The following is a 22,691-nucleotide window of genomic DNA, read 5'->3' as shown; positions in this document are numbered from 1 at the left end:
TGTTATGATGGATATATCTCAATATCAGGAGGTTTTTATTCGCTATGAAATTTCGCGTATCGGCGGTACAATATCGCCTTCACACCATATCTTCTTTTGAAGAATTTGCTGCTCAAGTCACTCATTATGTGAAGACTGCGCAAGAATTTGAAGTAGACTTTATTCTTTTTCCTGAATTTTTTACCACTCAATTATTATCGATTGGTGATGAACATGGACAAGCACTAGGTATTGAGAGATTGCCTGATTTTACTGAAGCTTATGTGCAATTATTTCAACAACTGGCTCAGGAAACAGGTACTCATATTATCGGTGGAACCCATGTGATCGAAAAAGCAGGGAAATTATACAATACAGCTCATTTATTTTATCCAGATGGACGGGTCGCTGTACAACCCAAACTTCATATTACGCCAACCGAAGTGACAGAATGGAATATGTCAGCAGGCGATGGCTTAACTGTATTTGAAACAGATAAAGGAACGATTGCTCTGTTAACCTGTTATGATATTGAATTCCCTGAAATTGTGCGTATGGCAAAAGCAAAAGGTGCAGATGTGATTTTCTGCCCATCTTGTACCGATGATCGTCATGGCTTCCATCGTGTTCGTTACACCAGTCATGCTCGTGCTGTCGAGAATCAAGTCTATGTAGTTACAACGGGTACAGTCGGTTCTTTGCCAACAGTAGACTTTATGCGTGGCAACTTCGGACAAGCGGCTGTAATTACGCCGAATGATGTTCCTTTTCCACCACGTGGTATTCTGGTGGAAGGCGAGATCAATGATGATATGATCGTGACTGCTGACCTTGATCTGGAGCTGTTATATCAAGTACGTGAAAAAGGCTCTGTCACTACATGGCGTGATCGGCGTACAGATTTGTATACCGATTGGTCTTAATATATGACGATGAATGAAGGTACTCTTCCATCATATTATAAATCATGTTATGTATTCCATAACCGCACCCCATATCCTGCTATTGTCCGGTCATATACACAAAAAGATTTTGAACATTTAATAGAGATTCAGCGTGCTGCTTTTCCACCACCATATCCTTCCGAGCTATGGTGGAATACCGAGCAACTGCATGAACATATAACACGCTTTCCTCAAGGTGCACTTTGTATTGAAATTGATGGTGTGCTAGCAGGTTCAATGACTTCATTATTGATTGATTTCGACCCTAATCATCCACAGCACACCTGGGAAGAAGTCACAGACAACGGGTATATTCGCAATCATCAACCGACAGGAGATACATTGTATGTTGCCGATTTATGTGTACATCCTCATTATCGGCAATGGGGGCTTGGTAAATTACTCATGCAGTCCATGTATGAAGTCGTCACGGCGATGGGACTTACACGATTACTGGGTGCAGGTCGTATGCCCGGGTATCATCAGGTCGCTCAGGACTATACACCACAGCAGTATGTAGAAGCGATCACGCAAGGAACATTGTATGATCCTGTAATATCATTTCTACTCCGCTGTGGACGAACACCGCTCACGATTATCGAACATTATTTAGACGATGAAGAATCACTCCATTATGCTGTGTTGATGGAATGGCAGAATCCGCTCCTAATTACACGTAACTTGAAAGGATGACTATACTGATGGAATTTGTACGTATTACGAATATTGAAGATCCTTTATTTGCAGATATGCATGGTTTGATGGGACGTATTTTCCCGGCAGAAGAAGTATTATCGTTTGATCTATGGAAAGAACCGTTAGAAGATCCGGGTATTCGTGTTTTTGTAGCTGTACATGAAGGCAAAGTCGTAGGAGCTACCGAGTACCGTTATTACGAAGATGATAACGTGGCAATGACTGACTTTACGATTATCGGTGAACCGGGATTAGGAATCGGAGCTTTTCTAGCTAATCAACGTCAAGCTGATCTACAACAAGTCGCTAGCGAAGCAGGCAAAGAATTATTCGGGATGTTCGCTGAAATCTACGATCCTTACCGTATCGAACATCATGAATTTGGTGGTATCAAACCGATGGACCCTTTTGTCCGTCGTGAAGTTCTGTCTCATCTGGGTTATCGTAAATTAGACTTCCCTTATATTCACCCATCATGGAACAACGATGGCGAAACTGTATCTGAACTCGATTTCTGCTTTCTAGCCTATGATCCAACGACTACATCTCTACCTGGATCACTAATCGAAAAGTTCCTACGTCGCTATTACGCCGTTCTCGCTCAAAAACCAGAAGCATGGGAACAAATGGTCACCCAAGTCGGTCAACGCTCCCAAGTTGCCCTACTCCCACTCTAAATCTATTTATAACAATATAAAAAAGCTGATGCAAAGCGGTCCATTCTCCCCCTTTGTCATCAGCTTTTTACTTTTCATATGTAGTATTTTATACGTAATATTTTCACATGTAATATATCTTAATTTTATTCCTACTTAAAAGTAAACCATCCCTTCATTCTATCCGTACATAAATTATAACTCTTTCTATTACACAGACTATATCCTAATATCTTTTTAAATATTTATCTCTCTACAAATTCATATCTCTTATATATTGTTCTATACCTCTTACCAAACTCATTCCTTGACCTACCCTGCCACTCCCACAGCGGCAGAGCCGCAAGAAAATCATTACTATATGCTCCAGCACGTAGTGAGCGAAGAGAAGGGGAATCTTCTGAAAGTTGCCTTTGAACGGTGATCCCCACCGCATAGCGGTTATTCAAGGGATCATCGTTCACCAGCGACGCCAAGAAGATCCCCTTCTCGCAGCGCCTCACCACGCGCCCGCAGCATTCCAATCATTTTCCCCATTACAAATGAATAAGGCGATTGTGATATCCCCGATTAAGGATATTACAATCGCCCTTTATGTTATGTGCCATCTATGTCGTTGTTAGTCACATGCAAGACCAATTCTACGATACTTTGACCATTCTGGCAAGTCTAAATTGCAAAATTATAAATGTACAGCTTATAACAACGTGTTATTAGCATCATTTTCGTAATGACGTTTGCTCCACGTATTGTACTCTTCTTCAGCTGCTTCTTTACTATGACCGTAACGTTCTTGCAATTTTCCGATAAACTTCTCTTTTTCACCGTTGATCACATCTAGATCGTCATCCGTCAATTTACCCCACTGTTTTTTCGCTTCACCTTTAAATTGCGTCCATTTACCTTTGATAATATCATCATTCATTGTTATTCGCTCCTTTATCATTTTGGGTTGGATCAACATTGATAGGTATAGATCTGCCCATCACATATTGATACTGACTTATTTGACTCAAAGCACATCCATATGAAAATTGTGGTACAATAAAATAAATAGATAGCCTACCTAAATAAAAAGATAATATTCACTTGCTTGTTGAGCCTATAGCGTTTATTATCCATACTCAAGGCATACAACCTGTTGAAGGATTGATATATAAGCTATCCTACGTTGTATTTAACCTGACCTTTTACTTCTGAATCGTTAGGGTAGTGTAAGGAGTTAGAGGTTAAATGATAGTATGAAGTATTGAATTTATTATAGGCGATTAGGTGGTATAACGAAGTTATGAGAAACATTTGGAATATTTATAAAAGTGATTGGAAAAACATTTTCGGTGTATCTACAGGTATTTTGTTAGTCATTGCGATTATGTTATTACCTTCGGTATACGCGTGGTTTAACCTCAAAGCGATGTGGGACCCGTACAGCAATACGTCAGGTATCAAAATTGCCATCACTTCTCAAGATAAAGGAACCACAATTGAAGGAAAGGAGATTAATGTCGGTGATCAAGTACTCGAAAATCTGAAAAAGAACAAGACATTAGGTTGGACGTTTGTAGATGAAGATACCGCTAGACATGGTGTCGATACAGGCGAATATTACGCCAGCCTACTTATTCCATCTGACTTTTCCAAAAAAATTGGCAGTATTCTAACCGAGAATCCGGTGAAGCCTAAAATTATCTATACTGTTAATGAAAAAATCAGTGCAGTCGCGCCCAAAATTACAGACAAAGGTGCTACTACGATTACACAACAGATCAGTGATGAATTTGTAGAAACCGCCAGTGAAGCGGTGCTGACTAAAATGCAAGACGCTGGAATCAAATTCGAAGAAGAACTTCCAACGATTCGCAATATTGAAAATAAAATTTTGACAGTAGAAGCACGCTTACCAGAGATTGATGAATTTGCAGATAAAGCTTTAGAGCTAGAGAAAAAGCTTCCACAAATCGATGCCCAAGCGCAAAAAATTGTCGCTTTGCAAAAACGAATTCCTGAGATCGAAGCCGCCGGTAATATGATTCTCAAAGTAGAAGATAATCTGCCGAAGATCAAAGAAGCAGGCAATCAGATTTTATTGTTACAAAAGCGACTACCCGAAATTCAAGCCGCCGCAGATAAAGTGAGCGAACTTGATAAAAACTTTTACAAAGTAGAAGATGCACTCAACCAAGCGATTGAGGATGCTGACAAATTATCCGGTATTATTACAGCTGCTCAAGACGCATTGCCAAAAGTAAAAGAAATTACAGATATCAGCGCTGATTTTACCAATCGAGTTAATACTTTTTTAGATGAAAATGATGGTGCTTTTGATTCAGTGGCACCGATTATTCGTCAAAATTTAGTTCTGTTACAACAAACAGCCGATGCGACTACTCAATTAGTCGATGCAATTCAAGGCGCAGATATTGATCCGCAAGCGGCTCTGGATGCTCTCTCATTTCTAGATACACGCTTATCTCGTGCTGTCGGTATTATCGAGCGCACTACCGATCTATTAACGCGTCTTAATAATGTATTGCCTAATCATCCACTCGACAATACCATCAGTCGATTGAATACCGTTCACGATAAATTTGAACGTCAATTGGAACTGGTACGCAGTATTCAGCAAGCGATCACCAATGGTCAACAACCTGCTGAAGATATTTTGAACAATCTTCGTCAATTGTCTACGGATGCTAGCGATACATTAGGGGATATCATCTCAATCTATGATAGTCAGATCGTACCTGATATTAATCAAGGGCTGGACAATCTTAGAACCGTAGCCAAAGATGCAGCAAGTGTGTTGCAGACGGCTCAGCAAAAGTTACCCGATGTTGAAGCGGTGCTAAATGATGCTCAGAGCGGAGTACAGTTCGGGCAAGAAGAATTGAAGCAATTGCAGACTGATCTTCCGAATATCGAGAAAAAATTACATGAGGCTAATCAATTATTACAAAGCAAAATGGCCAAGTTCACCAAGCTTATTAATAATGCGGCTGACTTTGTAAATAACGATCTGCCCGGTATTGAAACAAAAGTTCATGATGCCGCCGATTTTGTACGTAACGATCTACCCAAAGCAGAAAAAGAGTTAGATAAAATCACTGATTTGATCCAAAATAAATTACCAGAAGCCGAAAATGCGGTGCATAAAGTAGGCGATTTTATACGTGATGATCTACCGGGACTTGAAAAATCGGTGCATAGTGCAGCCAATAAAGTCAGACTGCTCAAAAATAGTGATAGCGAGCTGTCCCAAATTATCAAATGGTTAAAAGGAGATATTCAGCAAGAAAGTGACTTTTTATCAAGTCCAGTACAGCTAGAAGAAAATCGCACCTATCCGATTCCTAACTATGGTTCAGCGATGTCGCCATTTTACACTACCCTCTCGATCTGGGTAGGCGCAATGTTATTAGTATCTATGTTCAAAGTAGAAGTCGAAGATATAGAAAAACGTTACCGTCCGTATCAGATTTATTTTGGTCGAATGTTTACCTTTATGACGATCGGTATGGTACAAGCGCTTATTATTTCGCTTGGAGATATCTTTATATTAGGTGCATATGTCGTCGATAAAGTCTGGTTTGTCGGATTAAGTATATTGATCAGTATGGTTTTTGTAACACTAACCTATACACTCGTATCAGTATTCGGCAATATCGGTAAAGGACTGGCAATCATTTTGCTTGTGCTTCAATTTTCAAGTTCAGGTGGTACATTCCCTGTCAGTATGACCGGTACTTTTTTCCAAGCATTACATCCATGGTTCCCATTCACCTACGCTGTAGAAGTGCTACGTGAAGCAGTCGGCGGGATGCTAATGGAGACAGTGTATCGAGATGTACTGTATCTGATCGGATTTATGATATTGTTTATGCTATTTGCAGTTGTATTCAAAAAACCACTAGGACCACTAACTGAAAAAATGGCAGAAAAAGCGAAAAAAACAAAACTAATTCCTTAAGCGTTTGGCATTATAAACGCGACTTCTTCTACTTCAATCAAATATGATTTTTGCACTGCAAAATATCTTACATCCAGCGCTTGGCACCATAAGCGCAACTTTTTCCACTTCTATCCAACATGATCTCAATCCTCACCCAACCAAAAAAAGAGCCGATCCCTTAGGAGATCAGCTCTTTTTTCTTACGATAACTATCGATAAAAATCGAAGCAAATTGCGGGTCCCACTGAGTTCCCCGTCCTTCTTCCAAAATCATAATCGCTTTTTCGGAAGGCATTCCTTTACGATAAGGTCGGTTCGATGTCATCGCATCATACGCATCCGCTACAGCAATAATCCGTCCGAATAACGGAATATCTTCACCCTGTAACCCGTCAGGATAGCCTTTGCCATCATAACGCTCATGATGAGAACGTACACCTGGCAAATACGGTTGCATCGCATCTTTCGGTTCGACCTGTTGTAAAATACTTTCACCTAGAGCCGGATGTTTTTTGATCTGATCAAATTCTTCATCTGTCAGCTTACCGTCTTTGAGCAATACCGAATCTGTAATCCCGATCTTACCGATATCATGAAGCAATGCTGTTTTGCGTAAGCGATCCAATTCATACGTGCTTAGACCAGCATTTTCACCAATAATGACAGCATATTCAGCTACACGTAACGAATGTCCGGCTGTATAGGGATCACGTGCATCCAGCGCCGCCGCTAATGTAGCAAAATAACTATCCTGCAATTGAGCACTACGACGATCACGCAATTGTAATCCTTTGATCATATGATTAAATCCTGAAATCAATAGCGAAAAGTCATCTGAATAATAATCTTCCGCTTCTCCGCTAAAATCACCGTTTTTGACATGTTCCATCTCGCTGTACAGATTACGAATAGGATGCTCTACATCTCTTGCCAGTAACTGTGCTCCGACAATACTAAAAGCGATACTGACTAGAATAACAGCACCTGCCCAGCTCCAATATTCGCCACTTTGCATGCCTGTCATTTCTTGCAAACGTATCTGCGCCGCCAGACTAAATAACACTAATGGAAACACACCGATCAAAAAAATACTCCATTGAAATTTACGACGAACCGATACATGAACTTGCCCTAATTCCAAAATATCTTTGCCATACAGACGATGCAGACGTTCTTTCATCAGGATCAACATCGGACGAATCGCTGAAGCTGTTAGAAAAAATTCAATAAAAGCGTGCATACTCGCTACCATTAATGCTCCTGCGCCGCCGATCCACAAATAGTAGGTGGGTAACGTAATCCAACCTTTTCCCATACAAATAATCATCAGTATCAATGCCGGCACAGTTAATCCTAAAAAGTGCGGCAACATAATGCGATACACCGATAGCTTGGGAAATTTATGTAGTTGGATATAAGCGCGTTTGATCATTTCTTCTGTTGGAAAATCAATCACACATGCTTCACGAATCGTACGGATATGATGTCTAAATACAATACTTTCAAGCCCTAACATCACGACAAACGAAAACATCATAATGCCAACCATTCTTATATTTTGTAAGAGTGGTGCATCAACCGTTGTTAAAACAAATAATCCGCCAACGACAGCGACTGCAATCACCGATCCGATAATATAGTTCAATAAAATTTGCTTGAGGAACGTTCGATATGACTTCAAAGTAGTCTCCTCTTTTCCTAAATACGTCACTTGATAAACTAGCAATTGATTCTTACTTTATTTATTTCGGTTCTACCTGTTTAAAAGTTGATGTTTTTATAAAGATGATTTCGTTTATATATAAAAGCTTAATATATAACTATAGATATATTTTACGATAAAAAGGGGCTTGCCTATGCATACAACAGAAATGACCAGTAATTTGATCTTACTTCTTGGAAGCCTTCTACTGATTGGCGTGCTTTCCACCAAATTTTCTTCTCGTTTCGGGATGCCTGCACTTGTGTTTTTTATACTAGCTGGTATGGGACTCGGACGTTTTATTTATTATGATAATGCTTTTATCACTCAATGGTTCGGCGTATTAGCACTTGTCATTATTTTGTTTGAAGGCGGGATGCAGACAAGGATGGATATGGTAAAGCCTGTGATTCGTCCTGCTTTATCTCTGGCTACAATAGGTGTATTGCTAACTACTTTTATTATCGGTTATTTTGCTCATTTGATTTTAGGGGTAAGTCTTACCGAAGGATTATTATTTGGAGCGATTGTAGGATCGACCGATGCAGCAGCCGTTTTCTCTGTGCTTGGCAGTAAAAATGTCAGCAAGAAAATTACGTCTACGCTGGAAGCTGAATCTGGTAGTAACGATCCGATGGCGGTCTTTTTAACGATTATGTTTATCGAATTAATTCAAGATCCTTCGATTAGCATTTGGAGCAAAATCTTTTCATTTTTCTGGGAAATGGGTTTTGGACTGGTACTCGGTATTATTTGCGGTAAGCTTGCGGTAATGCTGATTAACAAAATTAATTTTGAGACAGCGAGTTTATATCCAGTACTGGCGATTTCAGCCGCACTTTTTACATACGGGGTAAGTTCACTCACTCATGCTAGCGGTTTTTTGGGTGTATATGTGATGGCTCTAGTAATGGGGAATTCTGATCTAACGTATCGACGTTCTATTTTACAATTCAATCAGGGTTTTGGCTGGATTATGCAAATATTAATGTTTGTATTACTCGGTCTGCTTGTCTTCCCTTCACAATTACCTGCTGTAGCATGGCAAGGGATTATTTTATCGGTCTTATTGATTCTGGTAGCCAGACCTCTTGGGGTATATGCCAGTCTATTGATTAGTAAATTTTCATTTCGTGAAAAAACACTGGTAGCATGGGCAGGGCTTCGCGGAGCTGTTCCGATTGTACTGGCAACGTATCCGCTATTAGCAGGTGTGCCTAATGGACATTTATTTTTTAATGTGGTCTTTTTTATCGTTCTGTCTTCTGCTCTTATTCAAGGAACGACCATATCATCGCTCGCTGACAAATTAGGTTTAACTGAAAATATACCGGATCAACAACCTTCGATTATTGAACTTGTAGCGACCGGTCGTACCACTTCAGAGATTAGCCATCTTACTCTGGATAAGCGAAGTTGTATGATCAATCGAGAAATTCAAGATATCCATTTACCTCAAAGTGTATTGATCACTGCATTGATTCGTAATGAAGAAATACTGACACCACGCGGTAATACTGTATTGCTAGCAGGTGATAAAGTGTATCTGCTCGGGCCCAAAGCCAAACGTGAAGATATTCGCAAATTATTTACAGGTGAGATCGATCCTACGTCTCCTCCTCTTACATGATGTAGCCACATTCTTTTCTGTTGCCTATACACAAAACAAGCGCTCTTCCAATAATGGGAGGGCGCTTGTTATAGGTGTACATATATGATCGAACACGAGATGAAAGTAAACTGGTTACCCCTGAATCTCTGCTGCCAGAATAACAGGTCCTCTTGGTTGATCCCCTTTTTCATCCGGTTCAAGTGTAATCGCAATGGTGTCATAATTTTCTGGTTTGAATGTATAATACATCGCTCCTGTTCCGTCTTGAGTAAGGAACGTTCCTGCACTTTGCTTCACATCACCTTTAATCAACCAGACTTGAAACGCTTGTTTACCTTTTAGCTTGGGTAAGTTATCTGCTTGAACAAGTAAATGGGTTCCCTTATCATCAATAACAATTGATGCGAGTCCCTGCGCAACAATATCGGCTGTAGCTGGATTCAGCTTCACTGCTTCATCTACTTTAAGCCCTTGTGTAGGCATAGAAACAGTCGCTAATTTTCCTTGTAGACTATTCACCTGCGTACTTGAAATAGCTAATTGTTGCTGTAAGCTGTCAATCTCCCCGCGTAAATTAGAAGCATATACTCCTATAATAACAGCAGCAGCGGCAACAAATGTAGTAGCAATGCGCCAGAATCTGCCTTTGTTTTTATCTTTTGTCCATGCTTTATCTTCTTGCGTACTGTATACGACTGCTGGCTTCACAATAGACTCATCCGATGATTTTTCCACTTCTATAGGAGTGGTTCCCCGATCATCTGATATCGTCTGTTCTGTATGGCTAGGTGTAAGTATATGACTCAACACACGATTCTTCATACCTTTTGGTGGCGCAACGTCTTCAACGGCGAATGGCAAAATGTCCATCACCTCCCGAAGTTCTTCAACCGCCAGACGGCATTGTTCATCTTCTTTCATGTATGCTTCGAACTGTGCTTGTTCTTCTGGATCCAAACCGCCCAGTACATACATTTCAATCATATCGTTTAGTTCATTTTTATTATATTGATTATCATTATTCATAAATAGTTTTCCCCCCTCACCGCTCCAGCAAGCTTCTTGTGAAGCTGCCTTATGGCAAGTCTTACTCTGCTCTTGACGGTTCCTAGCGGAATACTATATCGCTCGGAGACTTCATGCTGAGTCAATCCTTGAAAATATATAGATTCAATCACTTGCTTCTGATCTTCTCTCAATTCATCCATTGCTTCTTTAATACGCTGCCGCTCCCAGTTCAGCGTCACTTGCTCTTCGGTATTGGCCTTCATATCAGGTATACCACGAAGTGTTTCATCTTTAGTAGGGTCAACAGGTGCCCGTGATGATTTGCGTCGTAACATATCTACAGCGATATTACGCGTAATCGTAAACATCCATGTAGATAGTTTCCCCTGGCTTTGATCGTAACGCTCTGCATGATTCCATACACGCAGAAATAATTCTTGTACTACTTCTTCTGCTGCCATCGTGTCTTGTACAATCCGATAGGCGAACGAATACACTGCCCGTTCATAACGGTCATATATGCATTCAAGTGCTTCGGCATCTTTTTGGGAAATCCGTCGCATAAGTTCTCTGTCTTCTGCTATATCGTTCATCCAAGGGCTCCTTTCCTGTTCCCTTATATTATAACCTTCGCAAGAAAATTTGCTATGGATGACTTTTTAAAAAATATTATTGGTTCTCTGCTTTATTTACATTAAAAGTTTATTTTTGGAAATTTGGTTCAAGTCTAAGTGAATAGCTTATTAAATTAGAGTAAGCAGTTTAGTTGTTACATTTTTAAGAAATGCGTCACAAAGGGGTTACAATTCAGTTAAACATTTTTAATTTTTTTCAGGAAAGATGATCCACTGCTCTAAAGTAAGCGTATTCTTCTATGAAGTACCTGTTTGATGAACACAATGTAACTGATCCCAAATTACCTAAGGAGAGTGGAAACATGTACAAGTCTGTTCTATCTAAGATTGGTATTCTGCTAATGGCAGTTGTATTGATCTTACCAACAACAGCAGGAGCTGCCGCTGCAACAACTAAAGGCGCTAAAGCTGATCTTCGTTCAGCATTGGGGCAAGTTCTTGGAGAACATGCGTTGCTAGCTATTATTGCAATGCAAAAAGGAATTGATGGCAAAGCTGATTTCGATCAAGCTGCCGCTGCTCTAAATGCTAATACAGATGATTTGAGTGCTGCTGTTGCTTCCGTATATGGTAATGAAGCTGGTGCTGCTTTCAAAACGATCTGGGCTTCGCATATCGGATATTTCGTGGATTATGTAAAAGCAACCGCTGCAAACGATAGCGCTGCTAAACAAAAAGCGAAAGACGAATTAGCAGAATATAAAGTAACACAAGCCAAGTTCTTTGCAGACGCAAATCCTAATTTGCCACAAGCTGCACTAGAAGCAGGACTGGAAGAACATATCAATATGCTGTTGACTGCATTTGATGCTTATGTAGCTAAAGATTATACAAAAGCATATACAACAGCAGATGAAGCTTACAAACATATGTTTATGTTTGGTGATACATTAAGCGCTGCAATTGTAAAACAATATCCTGACAAATTTACAACAGATATGTCTACAATGGGAGCTTCTGACTTGCGCTCTGCTCTAGGTATCATCTTAGGCGAGCATGCAACATTAGCTGCGTGGGCAATGCAAAAAGGAGTTGACGGTGCTCCTGATTTTGAACAAGCCGCTGCTCTACTTAACAAAAACACAGATGATTTGAGTGCTGCTGTTGCTTCTGTATATGGTAACGAAGCTGGCGCTGCTTTCAAAACAATCTGGGCTTCTCATATTGGATACTTTGTAGATTATGTAAAAGCAACAGCTGCTGGCGATGCAACAGCGAAGAAAAAAGCAGTTGATGAATTAGCAGAATACAAAGTAAAACAAGCGAAATTCTTCGCAGATGCTAACCCTAACTTGCCTCAAGCTGCTCTTGAATCTGGGCTTGCAGAACATATCGGAATGTTGCTTAAAGCATTCGATTCTTATGTAGCTAAAGATTACACAACAGCTTATTCTGAAGAACGTATGGCTTATCACCACATGTTTGGATTTGGAGACATTTTGAGTGAAGCAATCGTCATGCAATACCCTGCCAAATTCGGCGGTACTGCAACTCCGACTCCTACAACACCAACTACACCATCTATGCCGAACATGCCTAATATGCCAGCTACACCACCAACAACACCTTCTACAGGTGGAGCGAATGGTACTAGCGCTGATACCAGCCCTGAATTGAAAACAAAAGTAATTCAATTTACACCTGGTAGCAAAATGTATATGGTAAATGGCGTATCGATGACTATGAGCACTAAAGCTACAGTATACAATGGTAAAACATATGTGCCATTGCGTTACCTTGCAGCTAATGCAAATATGAAAGTATTCTACACTAAAGAAACAGCTACAACTTGGTTGGATACAGGTATCCAACGTTACGAGTTCTGGGTGAATTCTAAAGTATACAAAGTAGACAACATGCGTAAAGGCATGAACGATATGGTTATCTCTCGTAATGGACAGACTTTAATCCCTGTACGTTGGTTTGCAGATAACTTTGAATGGAACATGAGTGTAAATAATAATACGATCACGATTAGCAAAACGTATTAATATCTCGTTTGCTAGGTAGCATCATATTTCATATCTATACTTCATGATTGTCCACATGGCGACACCTTGTGCAGATTCAATGCGCAAGGTGTTGTTTTTATGAATTGTTAGCTGATGTATACAAGATTTTATCTTTAATTTTTGTATTCCCTGCTAAATATTACTCTATTGTCATTTTTTTTAATTATTAGCTGATTAGTAATCGGTAAATTGGTTTATAAGTTAGTAAGAGAGCAAAAAATATATCTATTAGACGAAGGAGCACTACACATGAAATTAAACAAATTGCTAGCACCTGTACTTGGATTATCCCTATTGTTACCAGCTGCTGGAGCATTCGCAGCAACACCTACAACAGCAGATATGAGTCCTGAATTAAAAACAAAAGTAATTCAATTTACAATGGGAAGTAAAATGTACATGGTAAACGGCGCTTCAATGTCTATGCCAATGGCTCCTGTTGTATATAAAGGAACTACATATGTACCATTGCGTTACCTTGCAATGAATGCAAACATGAAAGTATCTTACAACAAAGAAACATCTACAACTTGGTTGGATACAGGTATCCAACGTTATGAGTTCTGGGTGAATTCTAAAGTATACAAAGTAGACAACATGCGTAAAGGTTTGAACGATATGGTTATCTCTCGTAACGGACAAACACTTGTACCTGTACGTTGGTTCGTAGACAACTTCGAATGGGACATGAACGTAAGTAACGGCATGATCACAATCAACAAAACTTATTAATCTGCTAAGTCTAACGTAGATCATATATACAAAAAGAACATTCTAGATCATAGAGTGTTCTTTTTCTTTTGTAAAATATACAGTCTATGGTCTAAAAGTTAATTCTTGCTTTTTATCTGAAATAAGCGTATAATAATTACTGTTATTGTTTAACCCTCGGTTTTATCCTTCGCATTCTTTTTTCGGTATGCTGCCGGAATCATCTCAAATTTCCTTTATGATTAAAACCCAAGAAATTTGAAGTTTGCCGATTCACACTGGCGCGGTCATCGGAGCCGCAAGGACAAGAGAGAGGTAGGGCTTTTGTTGTTTTGGACTCAACTGTTACTTAGATGTAATACAGAGCGAACCAAAACCGTCCCCGTCCATTTCCAAATTCGGGGTTACGGGTTAAAAATAGCTGCAGTCAGCAGCCATATTATCATCAGATTGGGCAGATTATAGTAATCGTGCTCCTACGAAGTGTATTTTGTATACGCGGCAACTTTGAATATAATGATTTATCACATATTTCTGATATTTTTTACACATATGGCTTTTCGGTTGCAATCAACCGGCATAACCTTTGGATATTATGCCCACACATCCCCGGGAACTTCTACACCTACTTACAGGTGAGGTTCCCGGGGATTTCTATGTCTTATTCAGATTGGAGTATGATCGATGTCTAAGCATCATTTGCGTTATGTATTGTTATTATGTTTATGTTTTACTGCTGGATTAGTAGATGTGATCGGCTATTTGCGGCTAGAACATGTATTTACAGCAAATATGACAGGAAATATTGTAGTACTGGGTATGTCGCTCGGTCGCTTGCACGATCTGGCGATTGCACGTGTACTTACAGCACTTGTTGGATTCGTCATCGGCAATATGATCGCCGCAATCATTATCGGAAGCGATAAATCTCCTTCGCTCTGGTACTATCGTGTGACTACAGCATTGATCGTGGAATGGGGCTTATTATGTACCTTCGCTCTACTCGCTTATCTTCCTTTAACAGAAACGCTTGTATTTGTATGTCTGGGTAGTTTGAGTATGGCGATGGGGATTCAGACCACCGCAGCCAGACGATTAGGTATAGCGGGTATTTCTACAACTGTACTTACCAATAATCTGGTCAATGCTGTAGAAGATATGGTTGCTCATGTACGTCAACTGTTGTCGGGTCATCCACAGTCGACCAGTCGATTATTATCAACTGAATCCCGGTTGCGCATTTTGGGAATTGTTCTATATGCCTGTGGTGCCATCATAGCGACTGTGTTAGAACGGCATGCCCCTCTTCTGCTTAGCTGGATTCCTGTGAGTCTAGTAACGATCGTTATTGTGATTGCTCTTTGGAAATACTCCAAATCAGACACCACTCCATCTACAAAGAAATTATAATTTTTTGTCAAAACAAAAAAAGAGACCTCAACGGTCGCAGCCGCTGAGGTCAAGGTATAGTAATTCAAAAGGGGTTATTACAGTCATTATAATAGGTACATCTTAATATTACCTTAGGCGAACCTGAAAGAAACATTAATTTTTCAATTTTAGGTATCTTGCTTTATAATGTCTTCCAAAAAAAAAGGAACTCCACGGTCGCAGTCCATGGAGTTCAGTAATGCTTATATATTCAAAAGGGGTATGTCATTACTATAACCGCTGTATCTTAAAAGTTTATGAAATGCACCTAAAAATCGCATTAAAATTCATTTTTTCTATTTTTTTAAGATTGTAGCTTTTGATTCACTGAATCTAACTTATATTGTGCTGATGTTGGATGATCCCGTCGATCATCAATTTTGATCGATGTGGATACACGCCCTGCTCCCTCTTGAAAAGGAGATTCATGCAATGCCAGAATCGCTTTCATCACATCTCCAATCTCACCTTCAATAATCGTACTCATCGGTGTTAATTGTGTCTGTACACCTGTCTGCTCACTTAATACCCGTTGCATCTGCGCTACATAACTACTAATACTGGTACTTCCTGTTCCTAATGGAATAACGGTCACTTCAGCAATAGCCATTTTTGTATCCTCCTTTAATAAATTACACTCGTCTATTATATAGTTTACCCATTCTGCGGTTTGATGCATGTTTATCATCATTGTGATCGTTCATATATGACTACATACCCCTACTTATCCAAAAGGTAAAGAGACAATTATCACTTACATAATCAATATATTGATATAAATTAATAAAGTGTTAACTAGATATAGATAATAATTGAAATGACGAATTATTTTAGAAATGTGATGATCTGTAGATAGACTTCACTTGATCGATATGTAATCTCTGTTACCCGACACCAGTTGTCTTTATGATGTCGGGTTTTGCTTTATCTGTGAGTTGGATTTTTATTTATATTCTAACGAGAGGAAGTGTGATTGATGTCTATTTTGACTCCACATACCAAATCAGCTTACATAACACCTCCTATATCATCTGAACTGCAATCGGTACTCGATATGGGCGAACATATTATTGAAGGTGAACACGAATCCGCACGTGAAAATGCTAATCTGAATGGAGCAAGCTTTTCTGGAAAAATGAGTCGGTTGGGTAGTGAGTATGCGAAATGGTATACCAAACGCCAATTGTTACCTCAACCAATCGCTGAAGCAGTTGCCCAAAATCGTATCTATATTCACGATCTGGATCATTATGCTGTGGGTACCACGAACTGTATCTTTATTCCATTTGATAAATTATTGCGTGATGGATTCAGTAGTGGCAACGGCAGTCTACGGACACCTAATTCGATTATGACTGCTATGGCACAAGTGGCGATTATTTTTCAATGTCAGCAAAATTCGCAGTATGGCGGTGTAGCAGCGAATAAGCTTGATTATGATCTTGCTCCTTATGTAACCAAATCGTTTCGCAAGCATCTACGTAAAGGATTCCGCTATTTTCAAGAAGAAAGCGAAATGGTTGAAACGATCGTTCAGAATGCAGTCATGGATGATCAAGTGTTAGCTACTGATTATCCGCGTGCATATCAGTATGCTCTTGAAGAAACCAAAGTCGAAACACTGCAAGCCGCAGAAAGTCTTATCCATAATCTTAATACAATGTCCAGTCGTGGTGGCGGACAGATTCCATTTACCAGCATTAACTATGGCACATGTACATCGACAGAAGGACGATTAATTGTGCAATGTCTACTCTCTGCAACTGTACGTGGATTAGGTCATGGAGAAACACCGATTTTCCCTATTCAGATTTTCAAATGTAAACAAGGGGTGAATCAACAAGCTGGTGAAGTTAACTATGATTTATTTTTACAAGCGATCGATTGTTCAGCTCGTCGTCTTTATCCTAATTTTGCAAATCTGGATGCTCCAATCAATCGAGAACATGAAATTCCAGGTCAACCGGATACTGAATTTGCAACGATGGGTTGTCGTACACGTGTAATGGCAGATCGATTCGGACGCAATCATCTGTCTGGCAAAGGCAATCTTTCTTTTAATACGATTAATCTTGTGAAATTAGGCATCGATTATGGAATCACCGGACAACGATCGGTTGCCGATGAGCAAGGGTTTTATCGAGAACTTGATGAATGTATTGAACTTGCGGCTCAAGGACTATTGCATCGTTACCGTCTTCAAGCATCTCAACCTGCCAAAGCGTCTGACTTTATGATGCGTGAAGGGGTATGGGAAGGTGGCGATCTACTTGCACCTGACGATCGTGTAGAAGACTGTATTAAGCATGGTTCATTATCAATTGGCTTTATCGGGCTAGCGGAATGTATGAAAGCTTTGTACGGCAAACATCACGGGGAAAATGATATGGTGTATGAGCAAGCACTCTCACTGATTGCTTATATGAGAACAGCTTGTGATGCGCTTAGCGAAAAATATAATCTTAATTTTTCATTAATGGCTACGCCAGCAGAAGGATTATCCGGCAAATTCGTTAACATAGATCGTGAATATTATGGTTCGATTGAAGGAGTAACTGATCGCGAGTATTATACCAATTCTTTTCATATCCCTGTCTATTATTCGATTACAGCCGCTCGCAAAATCCAGCTAGAAGCACCTTTTCACCATTATTGTAATGCAGGAGCCATTTCATATATAGAACTAGACGGTAACGCTCGTCACAATGTCAAAGCCATGTACCAGATTATTCAGTATGCGCTGGCTCAACAGATCAGCTATTTTAGTATCAATCATCCGATTGATCGGTGTACTGGTTGTGGACATGAAGGCATTATCGGAAGTCATTGCCCTGCGTGTGGCGTCTCTGAATTAGAAGTACCTATCGCCCGTTTGCGCCGTGTCACAGGATATCTAACCGGTGATTATCAGACTCGATTTAATCCTGCCAAGCAAGCTGAAGTGCGGGATCGGTTGAAACATTCACGATGAATATCTGCGGTTATATTCCCGAGTCGGTCAATGAAGGCGATGGATTACGAGCTGTTGTTTTTATCAGTGGTTGTAGACATGGTTGCAGTGGTTGTTTTAGCAGACACACCTGGTCGTTTCAAGCAGGCGAACGATTCACAGACAAGCTACAGCAACAACTGATAGACGAAATGATGCAAAATCCTTTGTTAGACGGATTAACGATAGCGGGAGGAGACCCTTTCTTCTCCGCTATCGAAGTGTCTGGTTTTGTTCAACAAGTGCGTCAGCAGATTCCTGATTTCTCAATCTGGATCTATAGCGGATACACATGGGAACAATTAATCCAATCATCCGTAGAGGGTGAAGTTTCTTTGCTACATCTATGCGATGTACTGATCGATGGTAGATTTATAGAGCAACAACGTGATGTTTCTTTGCGTTACCGGGGAAGTCGTAATCAGCGAATTATTGATATTCAGCAAAGCATAATACAGAACAAACCTGTTTTATGTCAATCCAGTGATATGTACGATAATAATGCTGATATCAACGCTATGACTACATTAACATAATTGACTTATTTTCTTAAATTGCTTATGATTTGTTTAGCAAGATAATGGTTAAGTAAGAATTGTAAGAGATTTACTAACCACATAACTCTATATTCCTGTTAAAGGGGAGTAGCTGTACAGGCAAAGTCGTCATTACGGGATTTATCCCCGGTTTTGCTTGGCAATGATAAACATTGTTAGCGAGACCTTTACCATGTTTTGGTGAAGACTCGTTATTTTTCGGGAGACCTTTACCAATCATGGTAAAGGTCTTTTTTATATACTAACGCACAAAAAAACGAGATTTAGGGAGGCAATTCTATGGATGTAGCATTGTTATTGGAGTACGGATGGGTATTACTTGTACTGATCGTACTGGAAGGTCTGCTCGCAGCAGATAACGCTTTGGTACTCGCAATTATGGTTAAGCATTTACCTGAAGAAGAACGTAAAAGAGCATTGTTCTATGGATTATTCGGTGCATTCGTTTTCAGGCTAGGTTCATTATTTATTATTTCGTTCCTTGTCGATGTATGGCAGGTTCAAGCGATTGGTGCATTGTACCTTCTGTATATCGCGTTCAACCATATTATTCGTAAAATTATTTCCCATCGTTCCAAAATTGATCAAGCTGCTGAAGAACCAGGACCAGACGGTAAGCCTAAAAAGCAATCTGGTTTCTGGATGACGGTATTCAAAGTCGAAGTTGCTGATATTGCTTTTGCTGTCGATTCTATTTTAGCGGCTGTTGCTCTAGCTGTAGCATTGCCTGCAAGTGGATTGCCTGCGATCGGCGGTATGGATGGCGGACACTTTATCGTTATCTTCTTGGGTGGATTTATCGGTCTAATCATTATGCGTTTTGCCGCTTCTTATTTCGTGAAATTGTTGCAAAGTCGTCCAGGTCTAGAAGTTGCTGCGTTTGTTATCGTAGGTTGGGTAGGTGTGAAGCTTGCGGTTATCACTCTTGCGCATCCAGCATTAGGTGTATTGCCTGAGCATTTCCCTGAAAATACGATCTGGAAATTATCGTTCTATATTGTGCTTGTAGCGATCGCTGTCTGCGGTTGGTTGTTATCAAGTAAAGTGGAAGTCAAAGACGAAGACAATGCTGTACGTGAAGTCGAAAAAGAGATTAAAGAAGATCTATAATTAACCTATGCATGAATGGTTAATAGGTCTGATCGAAGGATTCAAAAGTCTGGGCTATGTTGGCATTGCATTAGCCCTGACGTTCGAATTCATCCCGGCAGAGTTGGTTCTTCCACTCACTGGCTTCTGGATCTATGAAGGTGATTTCAATATGATTCTGGTGATTCTAGCAGGTACGATCGGTGGTGTAACCGGTCCATTAACATTATATGCACTGGGTCGTTATGGAGGCAGACCGCTAGTTCTGCGCTTCGGTAAATACTTTTTAGTTCGGGAAAAAGAAATCGTCAAAGCCGAACAGTTTTTTGAAAAGTATGGTAGTGGCGTAGCCTTCTTCGGCAGATTTATTCCCGGTGTACGTACCGCAGTATCGATTCCTTGCGGGATGGCAAATATGAATGTCTGGAAATTCAGTATTTATACATTTGCAGCTATGTTACCGATCACCAGTCTGTATGTATATCTAGGCTATAAGTTAGGCCCGCGCTGGGAAGAAGTAGGTCCACTCGCTTCTCAATATTTAACACCTGTAGCGATTGTGATTCTTGTTGTTCTAGCGGCATGGATCGGTTGGAAGTGGTTAAGTGCTCGCCGAAAAAAAGCGAATACTTCCTCTACTGAACGTGATGCTGAATAAATAATATATCAAGAAAGCGTCTGTTGAATCTCGAAATGTATCTTATTTCGATGATCTACAGGCGCTTTTTTTTGTATAGATGCTACAACGATAGAAATGGGTCATGCAGATATTTTAGAAAATGTATAGACTGGCAAAAGCAGTCCTGCACAAGATTGTGGTATTTATAAATCGCTATTTTGAAAAAAGCCTTTATAGACAAGGTTTATAGCCTCTACAGCCAGCAAATAGATGTAGATATTTTGGACGATGTATTTTTTACAATTGAATTGTTATCCACTTATTTACATAATTTATTTACAAAAAATTGAAAAATAGTATTAATAATTGTAATTTATAAGACGACATAGTAAGTATAAACGCTTATTTTGCATAAATACGAAAATAAGCTGCTTTTAAAATTTGATCGATGTAATTGATAATCAAATTACATATCGATATGGAGTGGATAAAATGAGAATAGGTGCTAATTTTCAAACATTTACTAAATTAATTGCTGCTTTTATCTTAGTGGCATTAATTGTAGCGGCTATCGGTTTGTATGGTTTGAATAATCAGAATCGGATGAACGAAAGTGTAAACGGTTTGTACAATAACAATCTAGTATCCATGCAAGCCTTATCTGCTGCCGAGTTGTCTTTGCAAAAAATGCGTGTCGCTTCACGAGATATTGCTTTAACCGCAGATGATGTTGCGAAGAAAAAAGTTGTAGATTCTATTCCTGACCTTATTACCGCTGTTCAACAAAACATGTCCCAGTACAGCAACACCCCGTTATCTGATCAAGAAAGAAACGAATTGCAAAACTTCAATAAATTCTGGGCAAATTATAACGATGTCTACAGCCAAGCTGTAAATCTAGCAGAAAACTCAACGCCAGCCGAATTTCAGACGTATGTTCAAAACAGTGTCGTTCCGGCAGGTACAGATATGTATGATAGTATTGCCAAATTGAACCAAATCAATGAGCAAACTGCAAGTGCTGCTAACAACAATGCCAAAGCTGTTTTTGCAAGTGCTAAGTTCTGGACGACTTTATGGATTGTTGTGGCGTTCTTATTCTGTATTTTATTAGGAACGATCATTTCTCGGATGATCAGTGTGCCATTAAAACAGATTAGTCGCTTGCTTAAACAAGTAGCAGCCGGTGATCTACGTGAACAATCCAACCTGACTGGTAAAGATGAAATCGGACAATTAGCGATTGCTGCTAATGATATGACTAACCGTCTAAATGGTCTAATTGCAGATATTATTGAATCTGCTCAAAGTGTAGCGGCTACTTCGGAAGAAATTTCGGCAAGTACAGAAGAAATTGCTGGAAGTAGTGCTAATCAATCGCAATCAGCTCAATCGATCGCTCAATTATTTAAAGATATGTCTATAGCTATTGATGATGTGGCTCGCAGTGCAGAACAAGCGGCTGAACTTTCTAATACTACCGTAGAAAAAGCACAACATGGTGGTCAAATTGTGGATCAAGGTACACAAGCGATTCAAGAAGTGACTCAGCAAATGTCCAAACTTGAAAATGATTCTACTCGTATCGGCGATATTATCGAAGTGATTGATGAAATTGCAGATCAGACTAATCTGCTTGCTCTCAATGCAGCGATAGAAGCCGCTCGTGCCGGTGAACAAGGTCTTGGCTTCGCTGTAGTCGCTGATGAAGTACGTAAGCTAGCAGAACGCAGTAGCGCCGCGACTAAAGAAATTACAGGCATTATTCGCTCTATGCAGACCAATATGAAACACAGTATTGAAGCGGTAAATAGCAATGCACAACACTCTGTATTAACCAGCAACGCTTTTGAAGATATTGTGCATCGTGTCAGTGATTCTTCACTCAAAATCAATGGTATTGCCGCAGCTAGTGAACAACAAAGTGCTCAATCTGTTGATGTGATGCATTCTGTTAATGAAATTGCAGCCGCTACAGAAGAAGTAGCATCTGCTTGCGAACAAACAGCTTCTTCTTCACAGACACTGGCTCATTTGGCAGATCAACTTCATTCATCTGTCAATACGTTTAAAATTTAATTTGTAATGTAGGTTAGTCGGTA

18 protein-coding genes are annotated in these 22,691 nt (G+C 39.8%); 13 read left to right on the top strand and 5 right to left on the bottom strand.

Annotation, left to right across the window (positions count from 1 at the left end):
- Nucleotides 1-44: 44 nt before the first annotated feature.
- From PQ456_RS02245 to PQ456_RS02235, 3 genes are read left to right on the top strand one after another with little or no spacing between them, the layout of a single operon-like run.
- Entirely contained in the window at nt 45-902 is an 858-nt protein-coding gene (locus PQ456_RS02245; protein ID WP_273614667.1) for a carbon-nitrogen hydrolase family protein, read from the top strand.
- Nucleotides 903-905: 3 nt separating this feature from the next.
- Entirely contained in the window at nt 906-1,616 is a 711-nt protein-coding gene (locus PQ456_RS02240; RefSeq protein WP_420540636.1) for a GNAT family N-acetyltransferase, read from the top strand.
- A gap of 8 nt (nt 1,617-1,624) precedes the next feature.
- A complete protein-coding gene (locus PQ456_RS02235; RefSeq protein WP_273614666.1) occupies nt 1,625-2,296 on the top strand; it encodes a GNAT family N-acetyltransferase in 672 nt (223 codons plus the stop codon).
- Nucleotides 2,297-2,972: 676 nt separating this feature from the next.
- Here PQ456_RS02235 and PQ456_RS02230 read toward each other — a convergent pair.
- Complete coding sequence (locus PQ456_RS02230) at nt 2,973-3,200, bottom strand: CsbD family protein (RefSeq protein WP_204826491.1); 228 nt, start codon at nt 3,198-3,200, stop codon at nt 2,973-2,975.
- A gap of 363 nt (nt 3,201-3,563) precedes the next feature.
- On the opposite strand from PQ456_RS02230, the gene PQ456_RS02225 reads away from it, so the two are divergent.
- Entirely contained in the window at nt 3,564-6,242 is a 2,679-nt protein-coding gene (locus PQ456_RS02225) for a YhgE/Pip domain-containing protein (RefSeq protein WP_273614665.1), read from the top strand.
- A gap of 160 nt (nt 6,243-6,402) precedes the next feature.
- Here the strand turns inward: PQ456_RS02225 and PQ456_RS02220 are convergent, their stop codons facing one another.
- Nucleotides 6,403-7,905: an HD-GYP domain-containing protein gene (locus PQ456_RS02220; RefSeq protein ID WP_273614664.1), complete on the bottom strand. Its 1,503-nt coding sequence runs from the start codon at nt 7,903-7,905 to the stop codon at nt 6,403-6,405.
- A gap of 175 nt (nt 7,906-8,080) precedes the next feature.
- Between PQ456_RS02220 and PQ456_RS02215 the strand changes: the two genes are divergently transcribed.
- Complete coding sequence (locus PQ456_RS02215; RefSeq protein WP_273614663.1) at nt 8,081-9,556, top strand: potassium/proton antiporter; 1,476 nt, start codon at nt 8,081-8,083, stop codon at nt 9,554-9,556.
- Between the two features lie 114 nt (nt 9,557-9,670).
- Here the strand turns inward: PQ456_RS02215 and PQ456_RS02210 are convergent, their stop codons facing one another.
- Entirely contained in the window at nt 9,671-10,564 is an 894-nt protein-coding gene (locus tag PQ456_RS02210; protein WP_273614662.1) for an anti-sigma factor domain-containing protein, read from the bottom strand.
- Complete coding sequence (locus PQ456_RS02205; RefSeq protein WP_273614661.1) at nt 10,561-11,139, bottom strand: RNA polymerase sigma factor; 579 nt, start codon at nt 11,137-11,139, stop codon at nt 10,561-10,563. Before PQ456_RS02205 ends, PQ456_RS02210 begins: the two co-directional genes overlap by 4 nt.
- Before the next feature lie 344 nt (nt 11,140-11,483).
- Between PQ456_RS02205 and PQ456_RS02200 the strand changes: the two genes are divergently transcribed.
- From PQ456_RS02200 to PQ456_RS02190, 3 genes are all read left to right on the top strand, one after another.
- On the top strand, nt 11,484-13,172 hold the full coding sequence (locus PQ456_RS02200; RefSeq protein WP_273614660.1) for a copper amine oxidase N-terminal domain-containing protein: 1,689 nt from the start codon (nt 11,484-11,486) through the stop codon (nt 13,170-13,172).
- A 270-nt stretch (nt 13,173-13,442) separates the two neighbouring features.
- Nucleotides 13,443-13,925 (top strand): copper amine oxidase N-terminal domain-containing protein, encoded by a 483-nt coding sequence (locus tag PQ456_RS02195; protein ID WP_273614659.1) that lies wholly within the window; start codon nt 13,443-13,445, stop codon nt 13,923-13,925.
- Between the two features lie 663 nt (nt 13,926-14,588).
- Nucleotides 14,589-15,314: a YoaK family protein gene (locus tag PQ456_RS02190; protein WP_273614658.1), complete on the top strand. Its 726-nt coding sequence runs from the start codon at nt 14,589-14,591 to the stop codon at nt 15,312-15,314.
- A 325-nt stretch (nt 15,315-15,639) separates the two neighbouring features.
- On the opposite strand, the gene PQ456_RS02185 is transcribed toward PQ456_RS02190, so the two are convergent.
- Nucleotides 15,640-15,945, bottom strand: a complete 306-nt coding sequence (locus PQ456_RS02185) for an MTH1187 family thiamine-binding protein (protein ID WP_273614657.1) — start codon at nt 15,943-15,945, stop codon at nt 15,640-15,642.
- A 366-nt stretch (nt 15,946-16,311) separates the two neighbouring features.
- On the opposite strand from PQ456_RS02185, the gene PQ456_RS02180 reads away from it, so the two are divergent.
- The 5 genes from PQ456_RS02180 to PQ456_RS02160 all read left to right on the top strand — a co-directional run bounded on the left by PQ456_RS02180 (nt 16,312) and on the right by PQ456_RS02160 (nt 22,668).
- Complete coding sequence (locus PQ456_RS02180; protein WP_273614656.1) at nt 16,312-18,306, top strand: anaerobic ribonucleoside triphosphate reductase; 1,995 nt, start codon at nt 16,312-16,314, stop codon at nt 18,304-18,306.
- Entirely contained in the window at nt 18,303-18,860 is a 558-nt protein-coding gene (gene nrdG, locus PQ456_RS02175) for an anaerobic ribonucleoside-triphosphate reductase activating protein (protein ID WP_273614655.1), read from the top strand. The genes PQ456_RS02180 and nrdG overlap by 4 nt, the downstream gene beginning before the upstream one ends.
- A gap of 300 nt (nt 18,861-19,160) precedes the next feature.
- Nucleotides 19,161-19,991, top strand: a complete 831-nt coding sequence (locus PQ456_RS02170; RefSeq protein ID WP_204826480.1) for a TerC family protein — start codon at nt 19,161-19,163, stop codon at nt 19,989-19,991.
- Nucleotides 19,992-19,998: 7 nt separating this feature from the next.
- A complete protein-coding gene (locus PQ456_RS02165; protein ID WP_273614654.1) occupies nt 19,999-20,628 on the top strand; it encodes a DedA family protein in 630 nt (209 codons plus the stop codon).
- Between the two features lie 453 nt (nt 20,629-21,081).
- Nucleotides 21,082-22,668, top strand: a complete 1,587-nt coding sequence (locus PQ456_RS02160; protein ID WP_273614653.1) for a methyl-accepting chemotaxis protein — start codon at nt 21,082-21,084, stop codon at nt 22,666-22,668.
- Nucleotides 22,669-22,691 lie beyond the last annotated feature (23 nt).

Source organism: Paenibacillus kyungheensis, assembly GCF_028606985.1.
Taxonomy (GTDB): Bacteria; Bacillota; Bacilli; order Paenibacillales; family Paenibacillaceae; genus Saccharibacillus; species Saccharibacillus kyungheensis.
The sequence above is the reverse complement of the archived record's forward strand: the minus strand, read 5'-3'. Positions and strand labels throughout refer to the sequence as shown.

What these genes read in the sequence shown, in the direction of transcription:
- PQ456_RS02245 (WP_273614667.1), top strand. Translation starts at nt 45, where the DNA reads ATGAAATTTCGCGTATCGGCGGTACAATATCGCCTTCACACCATATCT.
- PQ456_RS02240 (WP_420540636.1), top strand. Translation starts at nt 906, where the DNA reads ATGACGATGAATGAAGGTACTCTTCCATCATATTATAAATCATGTTAT.
- PQ456_RS02235 (WP_273614666.1), top strand. Translation starts at nt 1,625, where the DNA reads ATGGAATTTGTACGTATTACGAATATTGAAGATCCTTTATTTGCAGAT.
- PQ456_RS02230 (WP_204826491.1), bottom strand. Translation starts at nt 3,200, where the DNA reads ATGAATGATGATATTATCAAAGGTAAATGGACGCAATTTAAAGGTGAA.
- PQ456_RS02225 (WP_273614665.1), top strand. Translation starts at nt 3,564, where the DNA reads ATGAGAAACATTTGGAATATTTATAAAAGTGATTGGAAAAACATTTTC.
- PQ456_RS02215 (WP_273614663.1), top strand. Translation starts at nt 8,081, where the DNA reads ATGCATACAACAGAAATGACCAGTAATTTGATCTTACTTCTTGGAAGC.
- PQ456_RS02210 (WP_273614662.1), bottom strand. Translation starts at nt 10,564, where the DNA reads ATGAATAATGATAATCAATATAATAAAAATGAACTAAACGATATGATT.
- PQ456_RS02205 (WP_273614661.1), bottom strand. Translation starts at nt 11,139, where the DNA reads ATGAACGATATAGCAGAAGACAGAGAACTTATGCGACGGATTTCCCAA.
- PQ456_RS02200 (WP_273614660.1), top strand. Translation starts at nt 11,484, where the DNA reads ATGTACAAGTCTGTTCTATCTAAGATTGGTATTCTGCTAATGGCAGTT.
- PQ456_RS02195 (WP_273614659.1), top strand. Translation starts at nt 13,443, where the DNA reads ATGAAATTAAACAAATTGCTAGCACCTGTACTTGGATTATCCCTATTG.
- PQ456_RS02190 (WP_273614658.1), top strand. Translation starts at nt 14,589, where the DNA reads ATGTCTAAGCATCATTTGCGTTATGTATTGTTATTATGTTTATGTTTT.
- PQ456_RS02185 (WP_273614657.1), bottom strand. Translation starts at nt 15,945, where the DNA reads ATGGCTATTGCTGAAGTGACCGTTATTCCATTAGGAACAGGAAGTACC.
- PQ456_RS02180 (WP_273614656.1), top strand. Translation starts at nt 16,312, where the DNA reads ATGTCTATTTTGACTCCACATACCAAATCAGCTTACATAACACCTCCT.
- nrdG (WP_273614655.1), top strand. Translation starts at nt 18,303, where the DNA reads ATGAATATCTGCGGTTATATTCCCGAGTCGGTCAATGAAGGCGATGGA.
- PQ456_RS02170 (WP_204826480.1), top strand. Translation starts at nt 19,161, where the DNA reads ATGGATGTAGCATTGTTATTGGAGTACGGATGGGTATTACTTGTACTG.
- PQ456_RS02165 (WP_273614654.1), top strand. Translation starts at nt 19,999, where the DNA reads ATGCATGAATGGTTAATAGGTCTGATCGAAGGATTCAAAAGTCTGGGC.
- PQ456_RS02160 (WP_273614653.1), top strand. Translation starts at nt 21,082, where the DNA reads ATGAGAATAGGTGCTAATTTTCAAACATTTACTAAATTAATTGCTGCT.